Here is a 17,666-nt window from a genome sequence, read left to right as displayed (position 1 = left end):
TGGTCTGTGCTTTCATTTTGTTAAGTTGAAAAAGGAATTACATCAAGCATGGCTGGATCAAAAAGATTGTTAGAAACGTATGAAAAGGAACGTCAGCATAAAGAAGAACAATTACTGGAGCTACCAGCTATGTTGGTCAACGCACACGAAGAAATTGGAGTATTAAGAGCTGAGTTAAAACATGCAAACTCATTTAAATCTAAACTTCCAGACTATCTTATTGGTGGTCTTATTGGTGCAATTATTGGCTTCACTTTGACCTATTTGTTTGGATGAAACGTGTAAAACACGGTACTTAAAAGTATGGTTTTTGCGTGCTGGATTTTATTTGTGGATAACTACATGTGAGGTTGCTCGTAAGTAAAGAGGTGATTTAAAAAAATGTCTGTAATATCAAAGTTAATGGAAGCAACAGAAGCAGATACAGATGTTCTTCGAAGATTAAATTCTGATGGCGATGACTTTAAAAAGTTTAGAGAAGTTGATTTTACGTTTAAATGCGGAAGCAAAGATAAAGCTGAGACCGTTGCAGGTTTCCTAGATGACTTTCAGTATGGAAAATCAAGTGTATTAATTGAAGAAGAACAATACATAGTTCAACTTTTAATAGACATGCCAGTAACTCAGAATATTTTACTGTGTGTGTCAGGATTTATGACTTGTATTGCAGAGTTATATAACGTTGAGATCGATGGCTGGGGTTGTATCGCGCAAAACGGTAAATAGAAATTAATTCAAAAAGCCCAAGGAAATAATCATTTAATAAAAATGCCGCTTTTTAGCGGCATTCATCATTTATCATTCTGTTCGCAACTCGCAACTCGCAACTCGCAACTCGCAACTCGCAACTCGCAACTTAGGTTCGGGTCACATCCACAAAGATTTTCAGTTTTTGCCCCGGTTGCAGGTATTTCTTCACGTTTAACTGGTTCCATTTGGTGATATCGCTCACCAGTACTTTAAAACGTTTGGCTATACGTGCCAGTGAGTCACCATTTCGTACTGTGTAGGTGAGGGTGCGCATAATCGAATTGTCAGTTTGGTTGGCGCTCACCTTATTGACCCAAATCACCAGTTCTTTGCCTGGCATTAAAGGATCAGTGGGTGCCATGCCATTCCATTTGGCCAGATTGCGCATACTCACTTTGTATTTGCGACTCAGATCCCAGAAGGTATCACCACTGACAACATAATGGGTAAGCTTATTGGCACCGTGCGGGCGAGACTGTAATTTTTCGATGCGTTGATCCTGTGACAGGGCATAGGAATCAAGTGATTTTAACGCCACCGGGACTAACAGGTGATCACCGGCAACAATCACATTACCTTTGATTTTGTTGATATCACGAATGATATCCACGGTGGTGTGGTATTTATGTGCCAGTTTTAACAGGCTGTCGCCACTTCTGACTTTATGACGTACCCAGTTCAGGCGTTTATCATCGGCTGTTTCTGCCAGTTTTTGACTAAAAGCACCGACTTTTTCTACCGGCAGCAATAAACGATGGGGGCCATCCGGATCGGTTGCCCAGCGGTTATACCCCGGGTTTAGTGCATGTAGTTCTTTAACCGGCATTTCTGCTAACTCAGCAGCCAGAGCCAAATCGATTTGTGAACCAATATCCACCACTTCGGTAACGGGTTGATTGGCAATGGGATACCAGTAATCTTCACGTTTGTCGGTATTTTTCAGAATATCTGCCAGCGCCAGTAATTTGGGCACGTAAGCGCGGGTTTCGCGTGGTAAATCCAGATGCCAGAAATCGGTAGATTTACCTTTTTTACGATTATGCTTAACTGCTCTTAATACACGTCCTTCGCCACTATTATAGGCTGCAAGCGCGTGTAACCAGTTACCGTCAAACATCTTGTACAAATAGGTTAAATAATCGAGCGCGCCCTGTGTGGCTGCAACAACATCACGGCGACCGTCATACCACCAGCCTTGTTTTAAACCAAAACGCTTGCCGGTGGCGGGAATAAACTGCCACATGCCTGCGGCGCGTCCGTGTGAGTATGCAAAGGGATCAAACGCACTTTCCACAATAGGTAATAAAGCCAGTTCCAGCGGCATGTCACGTTTTTCAATTTCATCCACAATCATGTACAAAAATGGTGTAGCACGTTTGGTTACACGTTGCATGTATGTGGGGTGTTCCAGGTACCAGTTACGCTGATTGGCAACACGACGATTGTCAGGGATAGCGAAATGCAGCTGATCACGTACACGCTCCCAGACATCTGTAATTTCTACCGGTTCTTCGATGGCTTCTTCAATTACAGCCTGATTGGCTTGTAACTCAATATCGACTTCTTCGCTGGGATGATTTACCGGGATAACACCGCTGTGAGCTTGTTCACAGTCCTGCGAATCAATATCGCTGGTGTCGCCTTGTTCACACTTTTGCACGATTTTGTTGGCAATCAGGTGCTCTTCGGTTTGTTGTTGCTCGGTAATGTCGTTCCAGATGGACGTGGTGGCACAGCCATTTAGCACAAGTAGAAGAGGGAGGCTAAGTAATCGCTTCATAATAATTGCAAGAATTCCTTTGTTATCGAACTGCTGTTTTTATTCGGTTTCTGACCAAAGCGCAGGATGTTTCGGTATTGCCTGCATTTATGTGTATCGCACCATTAAAACATGAGTTGAGTCAATGCGTCATCATTGTACGGGTTAAAAATTATCTTTCCAGCTTCTCAATGCAGCAAATACGTCATTTTCAGAGCTAAGTGGCTGTTGTGAATGCTGTTTTACGTTGTTAATTATTTCCTGTTCAGTACAGCGCAAAAAGGGGTTTATTGCCAGTTCCTGTCCAATTGAACTGGGAAGAGTTGGTTTTTGTGCAGCACGTAAGTTTTGACAATGTTGCTGATAGGCCTGTAATTGCTGATTATTCGGTTCTGCTGCCAGCGCAAATCTGATATTTGATAAGGTATATTCGTGGGTACAATATACTGGCGTACTGGCTGGTAGTTCGCTTAGTTTTTTAAGTGAATCAAGCATTTGGTCGGGCGTACCTTCAAATAAACGTCCACAACCAGCGGAGAATAAAGTATCACCACAAAATAAACCGAGGTCACTGTAAAATGCGAAATGGTCACGTGTATGACCGGGTACCGACAGCACCTCAAATCTCAAATTGAGTTGCTCAATATCAACAGACTGACCTTGTTTAACAAGCTGAGTGACACAAGGTATACGGCTGTTATCACCAGCAATGACCTGAATGTCAGGGTACTTTTCGACCAGCGTTTTTACACCACCAATATGATCGGCGTGATGATGGGTAATTAATAGTGCGACTGGCGTAAGGTTATGTGTGTTTAAATGGGTTAATACCGGCGCTGAATCGCCCGGATCGACTACAATACAATGCTTGTCCAGCTCAATACACCAGATATAGTTATCACTGAATGCCTCGATAGGCGTGACATTAAAATTATTTAGGTTCATTATTCCAACTTCATTTCTGAATTGTATATAAGTAGATTAGCTGCTTGCATGAAACCTGCTTTACTCGATAATAAACTGCATTATCCCGACAACTGGCAGCAAATGCCAATGGGAGAGCGTATTCTTCAGTTGAGTAACGCCCATCTGAGTGAAAAATGCCGCCAGTTTTTTGGCTATCAGCTTGTACAATTAGGCCAGTTAAGTTGCCAGCTTGATTTAACCTGTTGCCCGATTAAACATCAGATTTTACAGACCACCAAAGCCTGTGAGGGTTCCACTCTGGTGAGCAAAGCCACCAGTTTGCCTTATCAGGAAAACAGCATTGATGCCTTTGTGCTGGCGCATGAACTGGATTTCGCCCGCGATCCACACCAAATATTGCGTGAAGTACATTATGCACTTATCCCCGAAGGTCATGTGGTGATCAGCGGATTTAATCCCTTTAGTCTGGCTGGATTACGTCGTTTAATTCCCTTGAAAAAACACCCGCTGTTACATCAGGCGCGTTTTTTTCGCGCAGCACGAATTAAAGACTGGTTACAGTTACTGGGTTTTGAAATTTTATCAGACCAGCGTTTTTTATTTGCGGAAATGCTCTGGCCTAAACTGGCAGAATCAGATGGCAGAATTCAGCGTTTTAGCGAACGTTATTTACCACTTCTGGGCTCGGTTTATATGATAGTGGCGCGCAAGCGAGAGTCGACTCTAACCATGATCAAACCCAAATGGCAGATGAGCCGCAAATTCTCGCCCGTGGGCGCCAGTGTGCAGGCCTTGCATCGCGAATCACGTTGATATCCGCTATAAAGAAGCCCGCTTAATGCGGGCTTCTTAGCAAATAACCTGGAATTATTTAACCTTCATACCCGGTTTAGCACCAGCGTGTGGTTCCATAATCCATAAATCTTTACCACCCGGGCCTGCCGCTAACACCATGCCTTCAGATAAACCAAAACGCATTTTACGCGGTGCCAGGTTGGCAACCATCAGGGTATGTTTGCCAATTAAATCTTCTGGTGCGTAAGCTGATTTGATGCCGGCAAATACCTGGCGGGTTTCGCTGCCTAAATCGAGTTCTAAACGCAGTAATTTTTCTGCGCCTTCAACATGTTCTGCGTTAGCAATCAGTGCTACACGCAAATCGACTTTGGCAAAGTCATTAAAATCGATGGTTTCACCAATTGGATCTTTCGCCAGTTCACTGTCCGGATCGATGGCTTTGTCTGCGGTTGCCTGTAAATCTTCTTTCGAGGCTTCAATTAATTGTTCGACTTTTTCCATATCCACACGTTGCATTAATGGTTTGAACTTGTTGATGGCATGGCCGGTTAACAGGCTGGAGGCACTGTCCCAGTTTAAGTTATCGTTGAGGAATTCTTCTGCTCCCGCAGCCATGGTCGGCAATACCGGTTTTAAGTAAGTCACTAAAATACGGAACAGGTTAATGCCTAATGAACATACATCATGGGTAAACTGCTGTTTGTTTTCATCTTTGATCGTAACCCACGGGGCATTGGCATCGATAAACTGGTTGGCTTTATCGGCCAGCGCCATAATGTCGCGAATGGCGCGGTTGTACTGTCGTTTTTCAAAGTATCCAGCAATCGTGGCACTTGCCTGTTGGAACTCAGCAATTAATTCAGGTTCAAGTACGTTGTCAGACAATTTGCCATCAAAACGCTTGGTGATAAAGCTGGCACAGCGACTGGCAATGTTGACCACTTTACCCACGAGATCGGCATTTACTTTTAACACAAAATCTTCAAAGTTTAAGTCGATGTCGGTCACGCCATCATTTAATTTGCTGGCATAGTAATAACGCAAATACTCAGGATTTAAATGATCTAAAAAGGTACGGCCTTTAATAAAGGTACCTTTTGATTTAGACATTTTGGCGCCATTCACAGTGACAAAACCATGCACGTTCACCCCGGTTGGTTTACGGAAACCCGCACCTTCTAACATGGCAGGCCAGAACAGGCTGTGGAAATAGGTAATGTCTTTACCGATAAAGTGATACAACTCGGCATCGGAATCTTTATTCCAGAACGCGTCAAAGTCGATATTTTCGCGGGTACACAGGTTTTTAAAGCTGGCCATATAACCCACTGGCGCATCTACCCAAACGTAGAAATATTTACCCGGTGCACCTGGAATTTCAAAACCAAAATAAGGCGCATCACGGCTGATATCCCATTGCTGCAGGCCATCTTCAAACCATTCCTGTAATTTGTTGGCCATTTCGGCCTGTACAGCACCACTTTTCATCCACTCCTGCAACATGTCGCCAAACTGCGGTAAGTCAAAAAAGAAGTGCTCAGAATCTTTTAATACCGGAGTGGCGCCCGATACTACAGAACGTGGGTTTTTCATCTCAACCGGTGAATAGGTCGCACTACAAACGTCACAGCTGTCACCGTTTTGATCTTCTGCGCCACATTTAGGGCAGGTACCTTTAACAAAACGATCCGGCAGGAACATTTGTTTTTCAGGGTCGAATAACTGGCTGATGGTGCGTTTAACGATATAACCCGACTCATCAAGACGGTTGTAGATCAGTTCACACAACTCGCGGTTTTCATCCGAGTGGGTTACATAATAGTTATCGTAATCGATGCCAAAGTCCATCAGATCCTGATGGTGTTCTGCGCGGGTACGGCTAACCATTTCTTCAGGGGTAATGCCAAGCTCCTGAGCTTTTAACATTACCGGGGTTCCGTGTGCATCATCGGCGCATACGCTGTAACATTGATGCCCGCGCATTCGCTGGAATCTTGTCCAGATATCCGTTTGAATATGCTCAAGTAAATGGCCTAAGTGAATAGAGCCGTTGGCATAGGGAAGTGCGCTGGTAACAAGAATTTTACGGTTTGTTTGGGACATAATAGAAACAGCAGACCAATTTAGTTAAAGGTTGAAAAATAAGGGCGGAATCTTACCGAAACTCGCGCCCGTTTGCATCGTTAAATTTGGCGATATGCACTACCTATGGAGAATTATATGTTTTTTGGCAAAAAGCCGCTGTCGGAAACATTGTTAAACGCGTTAATACAACAGGTAGCTGATTTTTATCAGCTGCCAGCCAATTCAGTTAAAAACTGGTTTAGCCAAAATAAACAACAACTTGAAATTCATTTGCCCTTTGCCGCAAAAACGGACGTTGAACAACTGCAAACTGAGCTACAGCAAATATTGCTTGAGCATGATGAACACAAGGTTTCACTCGCATTTCATACACAAATAAAACGTCTGCAAACCAAACGCCCGGCCATAAAAGGTAGCGGCAATATTATTGCGGTGTCCTCTGGTAAAGGTGGGGTGGGTAAGTCTGCAACAGCAGTAAATTTGGCTTTTGCACTGATGCAGCAAGGTGCAAAAGTGGGCATTTTAGATGCCGATATTTATGGCCCGTCGGTGCCGATTATGCTGGGTAATAAGGCTGCATCGCCCGCATCTGAATATGGCAAAATCATGCAGCCGATCGAGGCGCACGGCATTGTCGCAAATTCAATTGGTTATCTGGTACCCGAGGATGACGCTGCGGTATGGCGTGGCCCTATGGCCAGTAAAGCGCTGCAGCAATTATTAAATGAAACCGAGTGGCCGGATTTGGATTATTTGATTCTGGATATGCCACCGGGCACAGGCGATATTCAATTAACCCTGGCACAAAATTTACCGGTGGCGGCTGCCGTGGTGGTGACCACACCGCAGGATTTAGCGTTAGCCGATGCCACAAAAGGCATAGCCATGTTTGACAAAGTCGATGTGCCGGTGCTGGGGATTATCGAAAATATGAGTTATTACCTGTGCGAAAATTGCGGACACAAAGCCCATATTTTTGCCAGCCAGGGTGGTGAAAAGCTCTCGCAAAAACATGCACTGCCGTTATTAGGGCAGTTACCGCTTGATTTACATATTCGTCAGCACGCCGATGAAGGTAAACCATTGTTAATTGCCGAGCCAGATTCATCTATTAGTCAGCATTACCGGGAAGTGGCCAAATCCATCAGCAAAGCCTTGTATCAGGAGATTTTGCACTCGGGTGAAGCCATTGATGTATTACTAGTAAGATAATTCAGTAAAATCGCTGCGATTAACTTGCAGGCGGCTAAGGGCATGGGGTTTAATATAAGCCCCTGAAATTTGAGTATAAAAACCATGCGTTTGTGCGACAAAGACATTAAAAAATATCTGGATGAAGGCAAAATTGCCATCAACCCACCACCGGCAGAATCGATGATAAGTGGTGTGACTGTGGATATTCGTCTGGGTAATAAGTTTCGGGTATTTCAGGACCATCAGGCACCTTATATCGATTTAAGTGGCACCAAGGAATCAATGCAAAAAGCGTTAAACTCGGTCATGAGTGACGAAATTGTTCTGCCGGAAAATGAAGCGTTCTTTTTGCACCCGGGTGAACTGGCGCTGGCAGTCACCTATGAATCCGTTACTCTGCCTGCCAATATCGTCGGCTGGCTGGATGGCCGTTCATCGCTGGCGCGTTTAGGTTTGATGGTACATGTTACCGCACACCGCATTGATCCCGGCTGGTCGGGCAATATCGTGCTGGAATTCTTCAACGGTGGAAAACTGCCTTTGGCGTTGCGTCCCATGATGAAAATCGGTGCGGTCAGTTTTGAAGTGATGTCGGATTTTGCTGAAAAACCTTACAACAGCCGCACCGATGCTAAATACCGCAATCAGGATGGCGCCATTGCCAGCCGCATCGATGCTGATGGCAGTGAAGGCAATAAATAACCCTTTTTCGAACAGGCGGCATATACAATTTGATTATGCTTTAGGCAAACAGACCAACATGCGTGTCTAAAGCATTGCAAAGCAAGGATAAATGAGTACACTATGCGGCTTCGGTCGGTATGTAGCGCAGCTTGGTAGCGCACTGTCATGGGGTGTCAGGGGTCGGAGGTTCAAATCCTCTCATACCGACCATTTAATCTCCCTTTACGATTATCTCTAATCGTACAATCCAAATACAGAATCCAATTGAACCTTCGACATAAGCGCGAAGCGGTTACGTCGGATTCACTAAAACGCTGGGAGCGTTTTAGAACGCACTTTAGTGCGGCCCGAAGGGCGGAGGGCAGGAGCCCGGAGTAAATCCTCTCATACCGACCAACTTTTCTATTCCTTTTCAAATAGTTAGCTTATTTTTCCTAACACCCTTACGAAAGCCGTGGTAACGATGTGGTGAAAGTGCACAAAATAATATTTAGGCAACTGGTTATCAACTATGCAGGTTTCTGAAACTCTTGTCTCTCTTCCAGCCAGCTTCGCAGAAGGTCAATTTGAACGAAATCAGCTGCAACAGTGTACGGAGGAGAATACATCCACCAGTAGGTATTCTTACTGACGTATAATTCATTAACAGTTAGCTCCGATTGGCCTTGCGGCTCCGGCCAACCAAGAAGCTCTCGCATCAAATTATGATTCTCGTTAAGAAAATTGGTTTTTTTCTTGATCTTACAAAAGTGACTATCATCGCGGTTGTTCTTGAACATTTTGTCTCTAAGTCTTTTTGAGTCTTTAAAACAAAATGGGGGCTGGATGTACTTGCACTCTATAGTCAGCCATATGTTTGCTTTCGGCCAATACGCTAGAACGTCGTAATCGCCTACATCTTCAAAATTGTGTTTGGGAAACCTGCGATAGAAATCTATTCCTCTAATTAGGTATGGCGCAAAGTCTTCAGTAACGTTATGAGCCAGTATTTCCAGTTGAGTTTCAAGGAATTTTTTAATTTTTCGAATAGCATCATCTATTTGACTTGAGCCAAGATCGCACGGCAAATAGCCTTCAATAATGGAGTTTTGCCATATGGTCAGTGCAATTTTTGCGGCATTAGCACCCCATAAAATCTCTCCATCACTGTGGGCTACAATAGGGCGAATCGTATAGCGATATGGCCTTTTGTTGTGTTCCCATATTGGAACATCAGGTTCTGATGATGTTTTACCCAACAATAGGCGTGTTTTCGAACCGTCTAAAGTAAGGAATGATATTGCAGACTCAACAATTTCTTTGGAGTTTTCTGACAATTCCTTACAAAGAAAATCAATTAAACTTTCTCTATTGGCTGTATACGAAAATGCAGCGTTAACATCCTCGTGATAAAAACTCCAAGTAGAGAGAACGTCTAATATATTTAGTAGTAATGTGAATTCGAAACCAAATTCACGCTTAAATGCTGAAAATAACTCTTCAAGTTGTTTTGCGTCAGTAACTTTTAATTCTTCAGAACTGTTTGAGCCTATTCCGAGTTTGTAATTAGCGTCACTCTTTCTAAACTCAAGTTCCACGCTCTTTTTTACTTCAGAAAAAAATACTTCGGGTACATAGTCGCCAGCAATATTAATTCCTCCCACATCTATACCGTAATGCAATGTATCACTTGCATCATAAAGAACGATCAACCAATCAATCCTCCCTAAAAGCATTTGGAGATCATTTTCAGTGGGAGTTTCGCCATCATTAGTGTCTAAACTCATAGTAAACTCAACTAAGTATCGCAAGTTTCTAGAGCTTCTGGTTTTTTCGGTTGATGATTTAGAATACACCTCAGCTCTGTCATAGCTCACTTCATGATCTAGGCTCATTTTCACACGCCGCTGATTAGTGTCGAAGTGTGTAACTAACCTCTCATGACTCTCTATAGTTAATTTGATTAACTCAATTTTTTTATATTGCTTTATTAGGTTATGTATAGCGTCCCGATAGATTGAAATTGCATCGTTCATTATACTTTTTGCTTCAAGCAGCTGATAAGTTCCGGGCGCAATACCTAATCTCAAAAACGTGAATGCGAGGTCTTTTCGGGCTTCTTTGTAGAATCTTGGAGATACCCCGCGGTAGTTTGCTATCTCTGGAACTGCGACGTTTTGTTGGATTTGCTTAATTCTCATACGTGCGGGTCTAGAGGCTGTTTTCCGGATAGTCTCCATTACAGTATTGTCTATTTCGAAGTTCAAAAGATCAGATAGACTTATCAACATTTGTTCAAGGCAATTCGCCTGAGCAGATGAACCCTTTGCGGAGTCAAACTGTTCAGCAAATACATTGATATTTACTTGTACTTTTACTTTAGGAAAATTTTCACTGGTTTTGGGTAGAAACCAGTTTTCGAAGAGAGCATCACTAACAAAACTATCTATTGAGCTTTCGTTTTTATATTCAGAAATAAGAGAATCGGGATTAGCTTCGCAGAAAATATGTGCCTGCTTATTCGAAAATATCTTTAGATCCTTGATTATTTCCTCACATTGTTTGCACGCATCAGTAAGACATTCTGTTGCTAACCTAAGAATTCTGAAATTGTTAAGATCCAACTTTTGGTTGCCAAACGAGCAAATGAAATGAATTTCACATTTTCCAACCTTTGTGAACCATGACATATATCTGCCAGTTTTAGTTACTATAGATTTAATGCCATCATAATCGTTCTCTACTAGCCATTCTTTGTTTTTAATCGGAAAGTAATTTGGAGCCTTTTCCCAAAAATCTAAAAGTGTTTTATATCTCCATTCACAACCATAGTGTGGGTCTAGAAATATCTTGTTTGGCTGATATGTTCCTTCAATCAAAACTGAATTTGAGTCTTTGTAAGCGGCTAATCTATCAATTAGACCTGTCATCGGACCAAACTGATGATCCTTTTCGAAACTTAAAATATCCAAAAGACTGTCATCCCTATCCCACGAAGATAACAAAGACACTAGGTCACATAGAGGAACTAAGTAGGATGGTTCAGTCGGTGATTCTAAGAACCTCATCGACATTGAAGCTTCCATTAGAATAAACAGCAGCTTCACGTTTTGATTCTGAAATGAAAATTCATCAAATAATTTAAATGAGGCCGTCCGATTGAGACTGAAAAACTCAACTTCTTCGCAGCTTTCAAAATGTGAATAGATTGAATCTGCTATCTTTGTGACGTTTTCCAACTGCTTTGCTGTGATAGGAATTGGCAAGAAGAAGATTTCTGAGGAGTTTATCAGGCTGGTCAGAGTTAGAGGTTCTTCAAGGCCTGCTACCTCTAGAATACAAGGTCCCGGAGTGTGTGACTCAATATTAGATGTAACTAGGCTGCTTACTTTGCTGTAATGTTCAAAATCCAAAATTGATTTGGTTTCTTTTCTGTCCCAATGATCTATTACGAAACTTGGAAAATTCCTAAGTGACACAGGGTATAGCGTGTCAATATTCCTTAAAAACAAGAACTGTTGAAATGTTCCTTGCATAATGCTGTCGGAAAAATTTGACGAATTTTCTGGAATTTCATTATTCCCAATGTCAACTATGAAGCTCTCTTCGATGGCAGCCTTATCAATAGCTTGATTAAATGACTTCAATGCACACTGAACCAACATCCAAAAGCGTTCCGAAGGAATAGAAACATGGCCGGGCCTAACATAGTTAGTACTACCAGCCAAATTTTTGCTTATTTCCAACAGAAAATGTTGTTGAGTATTTAGTGCAAGTTCCATATGCAAGTCTGCATCTGGACAAGTACAGTGTAATATTTCAAAAGCCTTGATGAAGTCAGTGATTCTCTCTATGGAGCCACCAAAAAATACTGGGTAAACGGTGTTAGAGTATAAGCATTTGATTTCGCCCCAATCTGCCTGAGGAACGAAATCTTCTAACATGGGGAAAGGAGGAATCAAACTAAATAATGTTCTGTGAAATGAGATGAAGTCTTGAAAACTATTTAGTTGTTGTCTTCCTTTGAAATCATCTGCCTTGATTGTCGCTAATACTCCCCAAGCGAGCTGGTGTTTTACTCCACTAGACCGATTGGGAATCCATAATTCTGATGTCAGAAGTACAAGCGCGACGTCCTCAAATTTGTACTGGGTAAAGAGACGCTTGAGCGATTCGATTGCTCTGAAGATGTCATCCTGATTTTTCGTACTCTTGTTTTTACGACCTTTGCGAGATTTAGCCATCCTTGCTCCAAACGCATTCTGTTTTAGACTTTGGTTATAACTGTAGAAAAATTAAAATATATAATATGTTTGTCGATGCTCTTTTTAATTTTGCTCAACTGGACCAGTAAGGCATCTAAACAGCTTTATTACTTTTGCACCAACCTCATTTCCCCACCCTCAACCATCACTTCTAACCCAATATAATTCTCAACATTAACTTGCTCACCGTTAAAATCCTGATGGTGGGTTTCGGTGATCACCACTAAATCACTGCCTGCAGCATGAGCGGCTTTAATGCCTACTTCGGCATCTTCAAAAATTAAGCTTTGCTCAGCTGTTACACCTAGTTTTTGCATAGCGGTCAGGTAGCCATCTGGTGCTGGTTTACCGTTTTTAATGTGATCAGCGGCAACCAATACTTTAGGAACTGGCAGGCCAGCTGCTTCAATGCGGCGTAATGCCAGTTCATAGGGAGCAGAGGTAACAATGGCCCATTGCTTATCAGGCAACGATGCTAAAAATTCGGCGGCACCGCCAATGGGGGAAATACCTTCTACATCGTCCATTTCCCATTGCGTGATTAAATCGGCTTCTTTAACCGGATCAACCCCAGGTAAATTTAATTTGCCAATGGTATCAACCGCGCGGGCACCGTGAATGGTCGGAATAAAACGTTCAAGAGCCAGTTTGTGCTGTTTTGCCCAACGTGTCCATACTCTCTCGGCTGCGGCGATAGAGGTTAAAATGGTGCCATCCATATCAAATAAAAACGCGCGGTAGGCTTTTTGCTCAAACATGTACTGCAGACTCCTTTAGGGCAAATTAAATCGGGGAAAGGGTTACCTCATTTTTTGACGGGCATAACTTAACAGGCCAGTCAGGCTAAGCCAAGCCAGACCTAAGCCAGCAAACATTATGAACAATTGGTACCAGTCATTAATGCCATAACCGCTGTGCAGAGGGTAAAGCTGATTTATCAGATTATATTGCCATGTTACTTCATCCGAGCGCGCCGTGACGTTTATGCGATTTGATTTGGCGTACACGTTAACAGATGTTCTGCCGTTAGAGTGCCATTCATCCGGTAATCGAAAACGGAAGCGATAAAAGCCGTTGTCGCCTTTGGCAAAACGAATATAGGTAAGAGCACCATCCGGGATCTGTTGTTGTGCCAGTGCTAATGCATCTGAGGCTGACTTTTTGACGGGTTTAGCATTGTGTTCTGCTGTGAGCTGTTGCATTGCTAATGGGTTGAGCAGCGGCTTCACCTGTTTTTGCCACAACATAATGCTGCCGGTAAGCGTAATGATGAATAAAACCGGAAAGACAACCACACCGCTATGACGATGAAACTGCAGTACCATGCGTAATTTAAATGGCCAGGGTTTAACAAATTTCCAGCGGAATCCTTTGCGGCCGGGCCACCACAGCACACAACCGCTGATGAGTAAAACCAGTGCAAAACTGCCGGATACTAACAATATCCACTGGCCGGTTTTTTCCAGCAACAATTTTGTGTGTAAATGATGAACAAATGCGTAGCTATCAAGTAACCATAAATTTGACTGATAGGGCGTTAAATTATCAATCGACAGCAGCAAATGTTGCTGGTTTTTACTGGTAATGGTCCAGTAAGGTTCCTGTTCGTTGGGTGCTTTGGCTCTTATGGCGCCGCGCTGATGCAAGATTGTTTCTATCTGGTCAATCTGCGTAAGTAAGCCCTGTTGTGAAAAATCTGCCGGTAGCTGTGCATTATGGGTAACCAACAGTCGAATCAACGGCTTTTTATATACTAACAGCGTACCAGTTAAGGCTGCGGTGATTAAGGGCAGAATAGCGATAAGCCCCAGCCAGCGGTGCCAGAAGCGTAAGCGGAAAAACTCAGATCGTTTCATTCAGACTAAATGTGTTTCTTGTGGTGCTCTGCTTTTTACAGAGCACCAACTGATGATTAAAAACTTAACTGATACGAGGCGGAGAAACTGCGTCCCATGCCTTTAAAGTTACGTTTATCATTCGGGTTAGATTGCGAATAGTAGGTATAGTAATCGGTATTGGTCAGATTCTGAATACCCAGCGTAATCACACCGTTAAAGGCTTCAATATTGGCGCTAAGATCAACTGTGGTATAACCATCAAACTGATTAACAATACTGTTGCTATCGTCTTTTTGATCGCGATCCTGCAAATGATTGATCTGTAAGCGGGTGGTGATGGTGTCTGTCCAGGCACGATCCCAGCTTACATTAATGCGATCAGGAGCAATATTAGAGCCCCCTAAATCGCTGTCTACCGAACCATCCTGATCTGAGTCATAACGCCCATCAGACGTTGCCAGACGGATACCAAAGGTATCCAGAGACGTCGCTACCCAGTTTAAGCTGAATTCTATTCCGTCGACTTCGGTTTGTTCGCGTTTTACGCTGTAGATACCATCTTCATCGCGCTGTAAACGCTGACCAAAATCAGAATCTGAGGTGTAGTAGGCCAGTTGTGCACGCAATACGTCAGCTGTGTATTCCAGACCTAACTCGGTGTTTTCGGTGAGGATAGGTTTTAAATCCAAAAAGGTCGCAACACTTTGGTTAGGCACATTAATACCACGCAATACCCGGCCTACATCCGGCATCGAAAAGGCTTCTGAATAATTGGCAAATACTCGCCATGTTTGGCTTAGTTTGTAAGTTCCGCCCAGATTAAACAGGGTTTTGGAAAATTCCGGATCGCCACCTTCTACAAACTGGCTGCCATAAGAGGCAAGGGTAGTGAAATCATCGACCTGCAATTTAGATTTCTCGTAACGTACACCTGCTGTCACTGATAACGGCGTATTGCCTGCATATTCCAGTTGCGCGTAGGGGGCATAGTTACGGTATTCCGTGGGGGGAACCCAGGCTCGACCGGTCTGGATAAGTGCCTGCCAGGTTTTGTCCTGCAATAAATCCAGACCATAAACTAAATCAACCGGCAAACCCAACAATGCGTTGTTGACCAGGGTGATTTTTACCCCGGTTTTTTCTGAATTATTTTGTGACTGGTCGATTAAATCATCGCCATAATCCGGGTCCTGAAAGGTTCTGATTGGCGTGGCTTCTGCGCCATAAGTGCCGGCAAAATCCTGACGGAAAAACTGTACCGATAGCTGCTGGTCAAAAAAGTCCTGATTACTGTAACTTAAACTTACTGTGGTGACTTTATTTTGTGCCGCTTCGCCATCGGGTGTGCCTTTTTCGGCGCTGCTGGGAATATCGGCATCGACGTCACCTGCAACCGAAATCCAGTCATTTTTGCCTTCAATCTGATAGCGGTTAAACATCACTTCTACACGTTGTTTATTCCATTCATAACCCGCTTTGATAAAACCATCAAAGGTGTCGGCATCCATGGTGTCACCCTGAGTATTATCAACACCGATTAAATTGCCGTTGGCATCGTAAGCCATGCCTGTGGTGCGATAAGTGATTGCAGCCAGAATGTCGCTGTTTTCAAAACGATTGGCTAATGAATAATTTACGCCTAAGGTTTTTTCAGATAGTTCTTCCGTTTGAAAGCTGGTATCGAAACGAAGTTTTTGTTCAAGGCCATCACCGGGCTTTTTAGTGATAAGGTTAATAATACCGCCAGCGGCACCTAATCCGTGAATGGCATTGGCACCGTGTAGTACTTCAACTCGTTCTAGCAGGAAAGGGTCAATCGTATGGCCATCACGACCACCACTGCGTAATGGATTAGATTGTGGGATGCCGTCGATAAGGTATAAGGGTTTTCTGCCGCGTAAACTTTCACCCGCACTGGTCATCTTCTGGCGACTGGGCGAAAAGCCGGGTACTAAATTACCTAACACCGTGGAAATATCCTGTTGCACCGCCAGTTGCTGTGCCAGTTGTTGCTGGTCAATTACCGTAATGGTGTTTGGAATTTGACTTAACGGCTTTGCGGTTCGTGATGCGGTGACCACCACGGTTTCTAGCTGATCTTCATCAGCGTAAGCAGGAACAGTCAGTAATTGAGCAGCTGTTAAAGCAAAACAAAGTTTTGATAACGGGAACGACATCAGGTTTTATCCTCGTTGATAACAAAAAATGTTGGTTGAAAATCTAAATGATAATAATTGTTATTAAAATATCATGAAGGAGGGCGGATAAACAGAGGGGCTTTAACTATTTTATTCAAAAATGCATATTGATTTTGCTGGTTTTAAATACCTTATGTGCTGTGTTGAAAGCATTAGGCCACAACTGGCTGCTGATTTTCATTTTTAACAGGCGTATTATGCACTTAGAGCAGAAGTGGCAATGTGGATTAAACATCAGTGGCTGAATCACAACCGGATAAAATTACACCTTGTCGTTGTGGTGGTGCAGCTTCGGGTTTGGTAGCCATAAAGGGTTGCACTGATCGCTGGATGATCAAATGCCAGGTTCCTGAATGTTTTGCTAAAAATACCGGGCAGGGCAAAGAAGATGTGATCACGGGATGGAACCGCCTGAGTACCTCTTTTTATCGTTAATATCACAATACATAATTGTGAACACCGCAGATGTGTCTTGATTGGCGCTGTGAATCGCATTACATTCTGCGGATTAGTCGCATTTAACTAATGAGTCGGAAGCATGGCCTCCATTAAAATATTACTGGTTGATGATCACGACCTGGTTCGTACCGGGATCCGTAAAATTCTCGATGATGAAGCGAATTTAAAAGTTGTGGGTGAAGCCTCAACCGGTGAAGAAGCCATTAAGTTCTGTAAAGACAATCCACCTGATGTGGTATTAATGGATATGAATATGCCAGGCATGGGAGGCTTGGAAGCCCTGAAAAGGCTTATTCGACTTGATTTAGGTACCCGGTTAATTGTCTTGTCTGTGGTAACGGATAATCCGTTTCCGGGCAAAGTTATGCAAATGGGGGCGGATGGTTATCTGACCAAAAATGCACCGCCTGCGGAAATGATCAAAGCGATTCATCATGTTTATCATGGGCAAAAATATATTTCGCACGAACTGGCGCAGCAAATTGCTATTGGTCAGTTAAGTCCCTCAGCGAATGATCCATTTGCGCAACTTTCTGATCGGGAAATGCAGATTACCCTGTTGATCACGAAGGGGAATAAGGTTCCGGATATTGCAGCGCAGCTAAGTCTCAGTGCCAAAACTGTGAATACCTATAAATACCGTTTATTTGAAAAACTAAATGTCAGTGGAGAAGTTGAGTTAACCCATTTAGCGCTGCGACATAAACTGATAGTGATGGACACTCTCTAA

The 17,666-nt window shown here is 43.1% G+C and carries 14 protein-coding genes and 1 tRNA gene; 8 read left to right on the top strand and 7 right to left on the bottom strand.

All coding sequences use genetic code 11. The annotated features are described in order from the left end of the window. Positions 1–48: 48 nt before the first annotated feature. Both H8B19_RS01220 and H8B19_RS01215 read left to right on the top strand, forming a co-directional pair. Entirely contained in the window at positions 49–276 is a 228-nt protein-coding gene (locus H8B19_RS01220; RefSeq protein ID WP_186504950.1) for a hypothetical protein, read from the top strand. 105 nt (positions 277–381) lie between these two features. Then, the gene (locus H8B19_RS01215) at positions 382–726 is read left to right on the top strand and encodes a ribonuclease E inhibitor RraB (protein WP_186504949.1); all 345 of its coding nucleotides are present in this window, start codon (positions 382–384) and stop codon (positions 724–726) included. 130 nt (positions 727–856) lie between these two features. Here H8B19_RS01215 and H8B19_RS01210 read toward each other — a convergent pair whose 3' ends face one another. Together H8B19_RS01210 and gloB are read right to left on the bottom strand one after the other, a co-directional pair. Beyond that, a complete protein-coding gene (locus tag H8B19_RS01210; RefSeq protein WP_422121140.1) occupies positions 857–2,536 on the bottom strand; it encodes a LysM peptidoglycan-binding domain-containing protein in 1,680 nt (559 codons plus the stop codon). A gap of 138 nt (positions 2,537–2,674) precedes the next feature. After that, positions 2,675–3,454, bottom strand: a complete 780-nt coding sequence (gene gloB, locus H8B19_RS01205) for a hydroxyacylglutathione hydrolase (protein WP_186504947.1) — start codon at positions 3,452–3,454, stop codon at positions 2,675–2,677. Between the two features lie 48 nt (positions 3,455–3,502). Between gloB and H8B19_RS01200 the strand changes: the two genes are divergently transcribed. Next, positions 3,503–4,249: a class I SAM-dependent methyltransferase gene (locus tag H8B19_RS01200; RefSeq protein WP_186504946.1), complete on the top strand. Its 747-nt coding sequence runs from the start codon at positions 3,503–3,505 to the stop codon at positions 4,247–4,249. A gap of 54 nt (positions 4,250–4,303) precedes the next feature. Here H8B19_RS01200 and metG read toward each other — a convergent pair whose 3' ends face one another. Next, positions 4,304–6,337, bottom strand: coding sequence for a methionine--tRNA ligase (gene metG, locus H8B19_RS01195; protein ID WP_186504945.1), 2,034 nt, complete (start codon positions 6,335–6,337; stop codon positions 4,304–4,306). Between the two features lie 117 nt (positions 6,338–6,454). Between metG and apbC the strand changes: the two genes are divergently transcribed. The 3 genes from apbC (at position 6,455) to H8B19_RS01180 (ending at position 8,407) form a co-directional block, all read left to right on the top strand. After that, positions 6,455–7,531, top strand: a complete 1,077-nt coding sequence (gene apbC / locus H8B19_RS01190) for an iron-sulfur cluster carrier protein ApbC (RefSeq protein ID WP_186504944.1) — start codon at positions 6,455–6,457, stop codon at positions 7,529–7,531. An 84-nt stretch (positions 7,532–7,615) separates the two neighbouring features. After that, entirely contained in the window at positions 7,616–8,215 is a 600-nt protein-coding gene (gene dcd / locus H8B19_RS01185; RefSeq protein ID WP_186505177.1) for a dCTP deaminase, read from the top strand. Between the two features lie 115 nt (positions 8,216–8,330). Continuing rightward, a tRNA-Pro gene (locus H8B19_RS01180) sits at positions 8,331–8,407 on the top strand. Positions 8,408–8,706: 299 nt separating this feature from the next. Here the strand turns inward: H8B19_RS01180 and H8B19_RS01175 are convergent. The 4 genes from H8B19_RS01175 to H8B19_RS01160 form a co-directional block, all read right to left on the bottom strand. Beyond that, positions 8,707–12,420 (bottom strand): hypothetical protein, encoded by a 3,714-nt coding sequence (locus tag H8B19_RS01175; protein WP_186504943.1) that lies wholly within the window; start codon positions 12,418–12,420, stop codon positions 8,707–8,709. 128 nt (positions 12,421–12,548) lie between these two features. Then, on the bottom strand, positions 12,549–13,199 hold the full coding sequence (locus H8B19_RS01170; RefSeq protein WP_186504942.1) for an HAD-IA family hydrolase: 651 nt from the start codon (positions 13,197–13,199) through the stop codon (positions 12,549–12,551). Positions 13,200–13,241: 42 nt separating this feature from the next. Then, positions 13,242–14,297, bottom strand: coding sequence for a PepSY-associated TM helix domain-containing protein (locus H8B19_RS01165; protein WP_186504941.1), 1,056 nt, complete (start codon positions 14,295–14,297; stop codon positions 13,242–13,244). A 56-nt stretch (positions 14,298–14,353) separates the two neighbouring features. Continuing rightward, positions 14,354–16,456, bottom strand: a complete 2,103-nt coding sequence (locus H8B19_RS01160) for a TonB-dependent receptor (protein WP_186504940.1) — start codon at positions 16,454–16,456, stop codon at positions 14,354–14,356. Positions 16,457–16,714: 258 nt separating this feature from the next. On the opposite strand from H8B19_RS01160, the gene H8B19_RS01155 reads away from it, so the two are divergent. Next, positions 16,715–16,912, top strand: a complete 198-nt coding sequence (locus H8B19_RS01155; RefSeq protein ID WP_186504939.1) for a hypothetical protein — start codon at positions 16,715–16,717, stop codon at positions 16,910–16,912. A 103-nt stretch (positions 16,913–17,015) separates the two neighbouring features. Beyond that, positions 17,016–17,666, top strand: a complete 651-nt coding sequence (gene uvrY / locus H8B19_RS01150) for a UvrY/SirA/GacA family response regulator transcription factor (RefSeq protein WP_186504938.1) — start codon at positions 17,016–17,018, stop codon at positions 17,664–17,666.

The organism is Neptunicella marina (assembly GCF_014270035.1).
Taxonomy (GTDB): Bacteria; Pseudomonadota; Gammaproteobacteria; order Enterobacterales; family Alteromonadaceae; genus Neptunicella; species Neptunicella marina.
This window is presented reverse-complemented; position numbering and strand designations above follow the sequence as displayed.

What these genes read in the sequence shown, in the direction of transcription:
- H8B19_RS01220 (WP_186504950.1), top strand. Translation starts at nt 49, where the DNA reads ATGGCTGGATCAAAAAGATTGTTAGAAACGTATGAAAAGGAACGTCAG.
- H8B19_RS01215 (WP_186504949.1), top strand. Translation starts at nt 382, where the DNA reads ATGTCTGTAATATCAAAGTTAATGGAAGCAACAGAAGCAGATACAGAT.
- gloB (WP_186504947.1), bottom strand. Translation starts at nt 3,454, where the DNA reads ATGAACCTAAATAATTTTAATGTCACGCCTATCGAGGCATTCAGTGAT.
- H8B19_RS01200 (WP_186504946.1), top strand. Translation starts at nt 3,503, where the DNA reads ATGAAACCTGCTTTACTCGATAATAAACTGCATTATCCCGACAACTGG.
- metG (WP_186504945.1), bottom strand. Translation starts at nt 6,337, where the DNA reads ATGTCCCAAACAAACCGTAAAATTCTTGTTACCAGCGCACTTCCCTAT.
- apbC (WP_186504944.1), top strand. Translation starts at nt 6,455, where the DNA reads ATGTTTTTTGGCAAAAAGCCGCTGTCGGAAACATTGTTAAACGCGTTA.
- dcd (WP_186505177.1), top strand. Translation starts at nt 7,616, where the DNA reads ATGCGTTTGTGCGACAAAGACATTAAAAAATATCTGGATGAAGGCAAA.
- H8B19_RS01175 (WP_186504943.1), bottom strand. Translation starts at nt 12,420, where the DNA reads ATGGCTAAATCTCGCAAAGGTCGTAAAAACAAGAGTACGAAAAATCAG.
- H8B19_RS01170 (WP_186504942.1), bottom strand. Translation starts at nt 13,199, where the DNA reads ATGTTTGAGCAAAAAGCCTACCGCGCGTTTTTATTTGATATGGATGGC.
- H8B19_RS01165 (WP_186504941.1), bottom strand. Translation starts at nt 14,297, where the DNA reads ATGAAACGATCTGAGTTTTTCCGCTTACGCTTCTGGCACCGCTGGCTG.
- H8B19_RS01160 (WP_186504940.1), bottom strand. Translation starts at nt 16,456, where the DNA reads ATGTCGTTCCCGTTATCAAAACTTTGTTTTGCTTTAACAGCTGCTCAA.
- uvrY (WP_186504938.1), top strand. Translation starts at nt 17,016, where the DNA reads ATGGCCTCCATTAAAATATTACTGGTTGATGATCACGACCTGGTTCGT.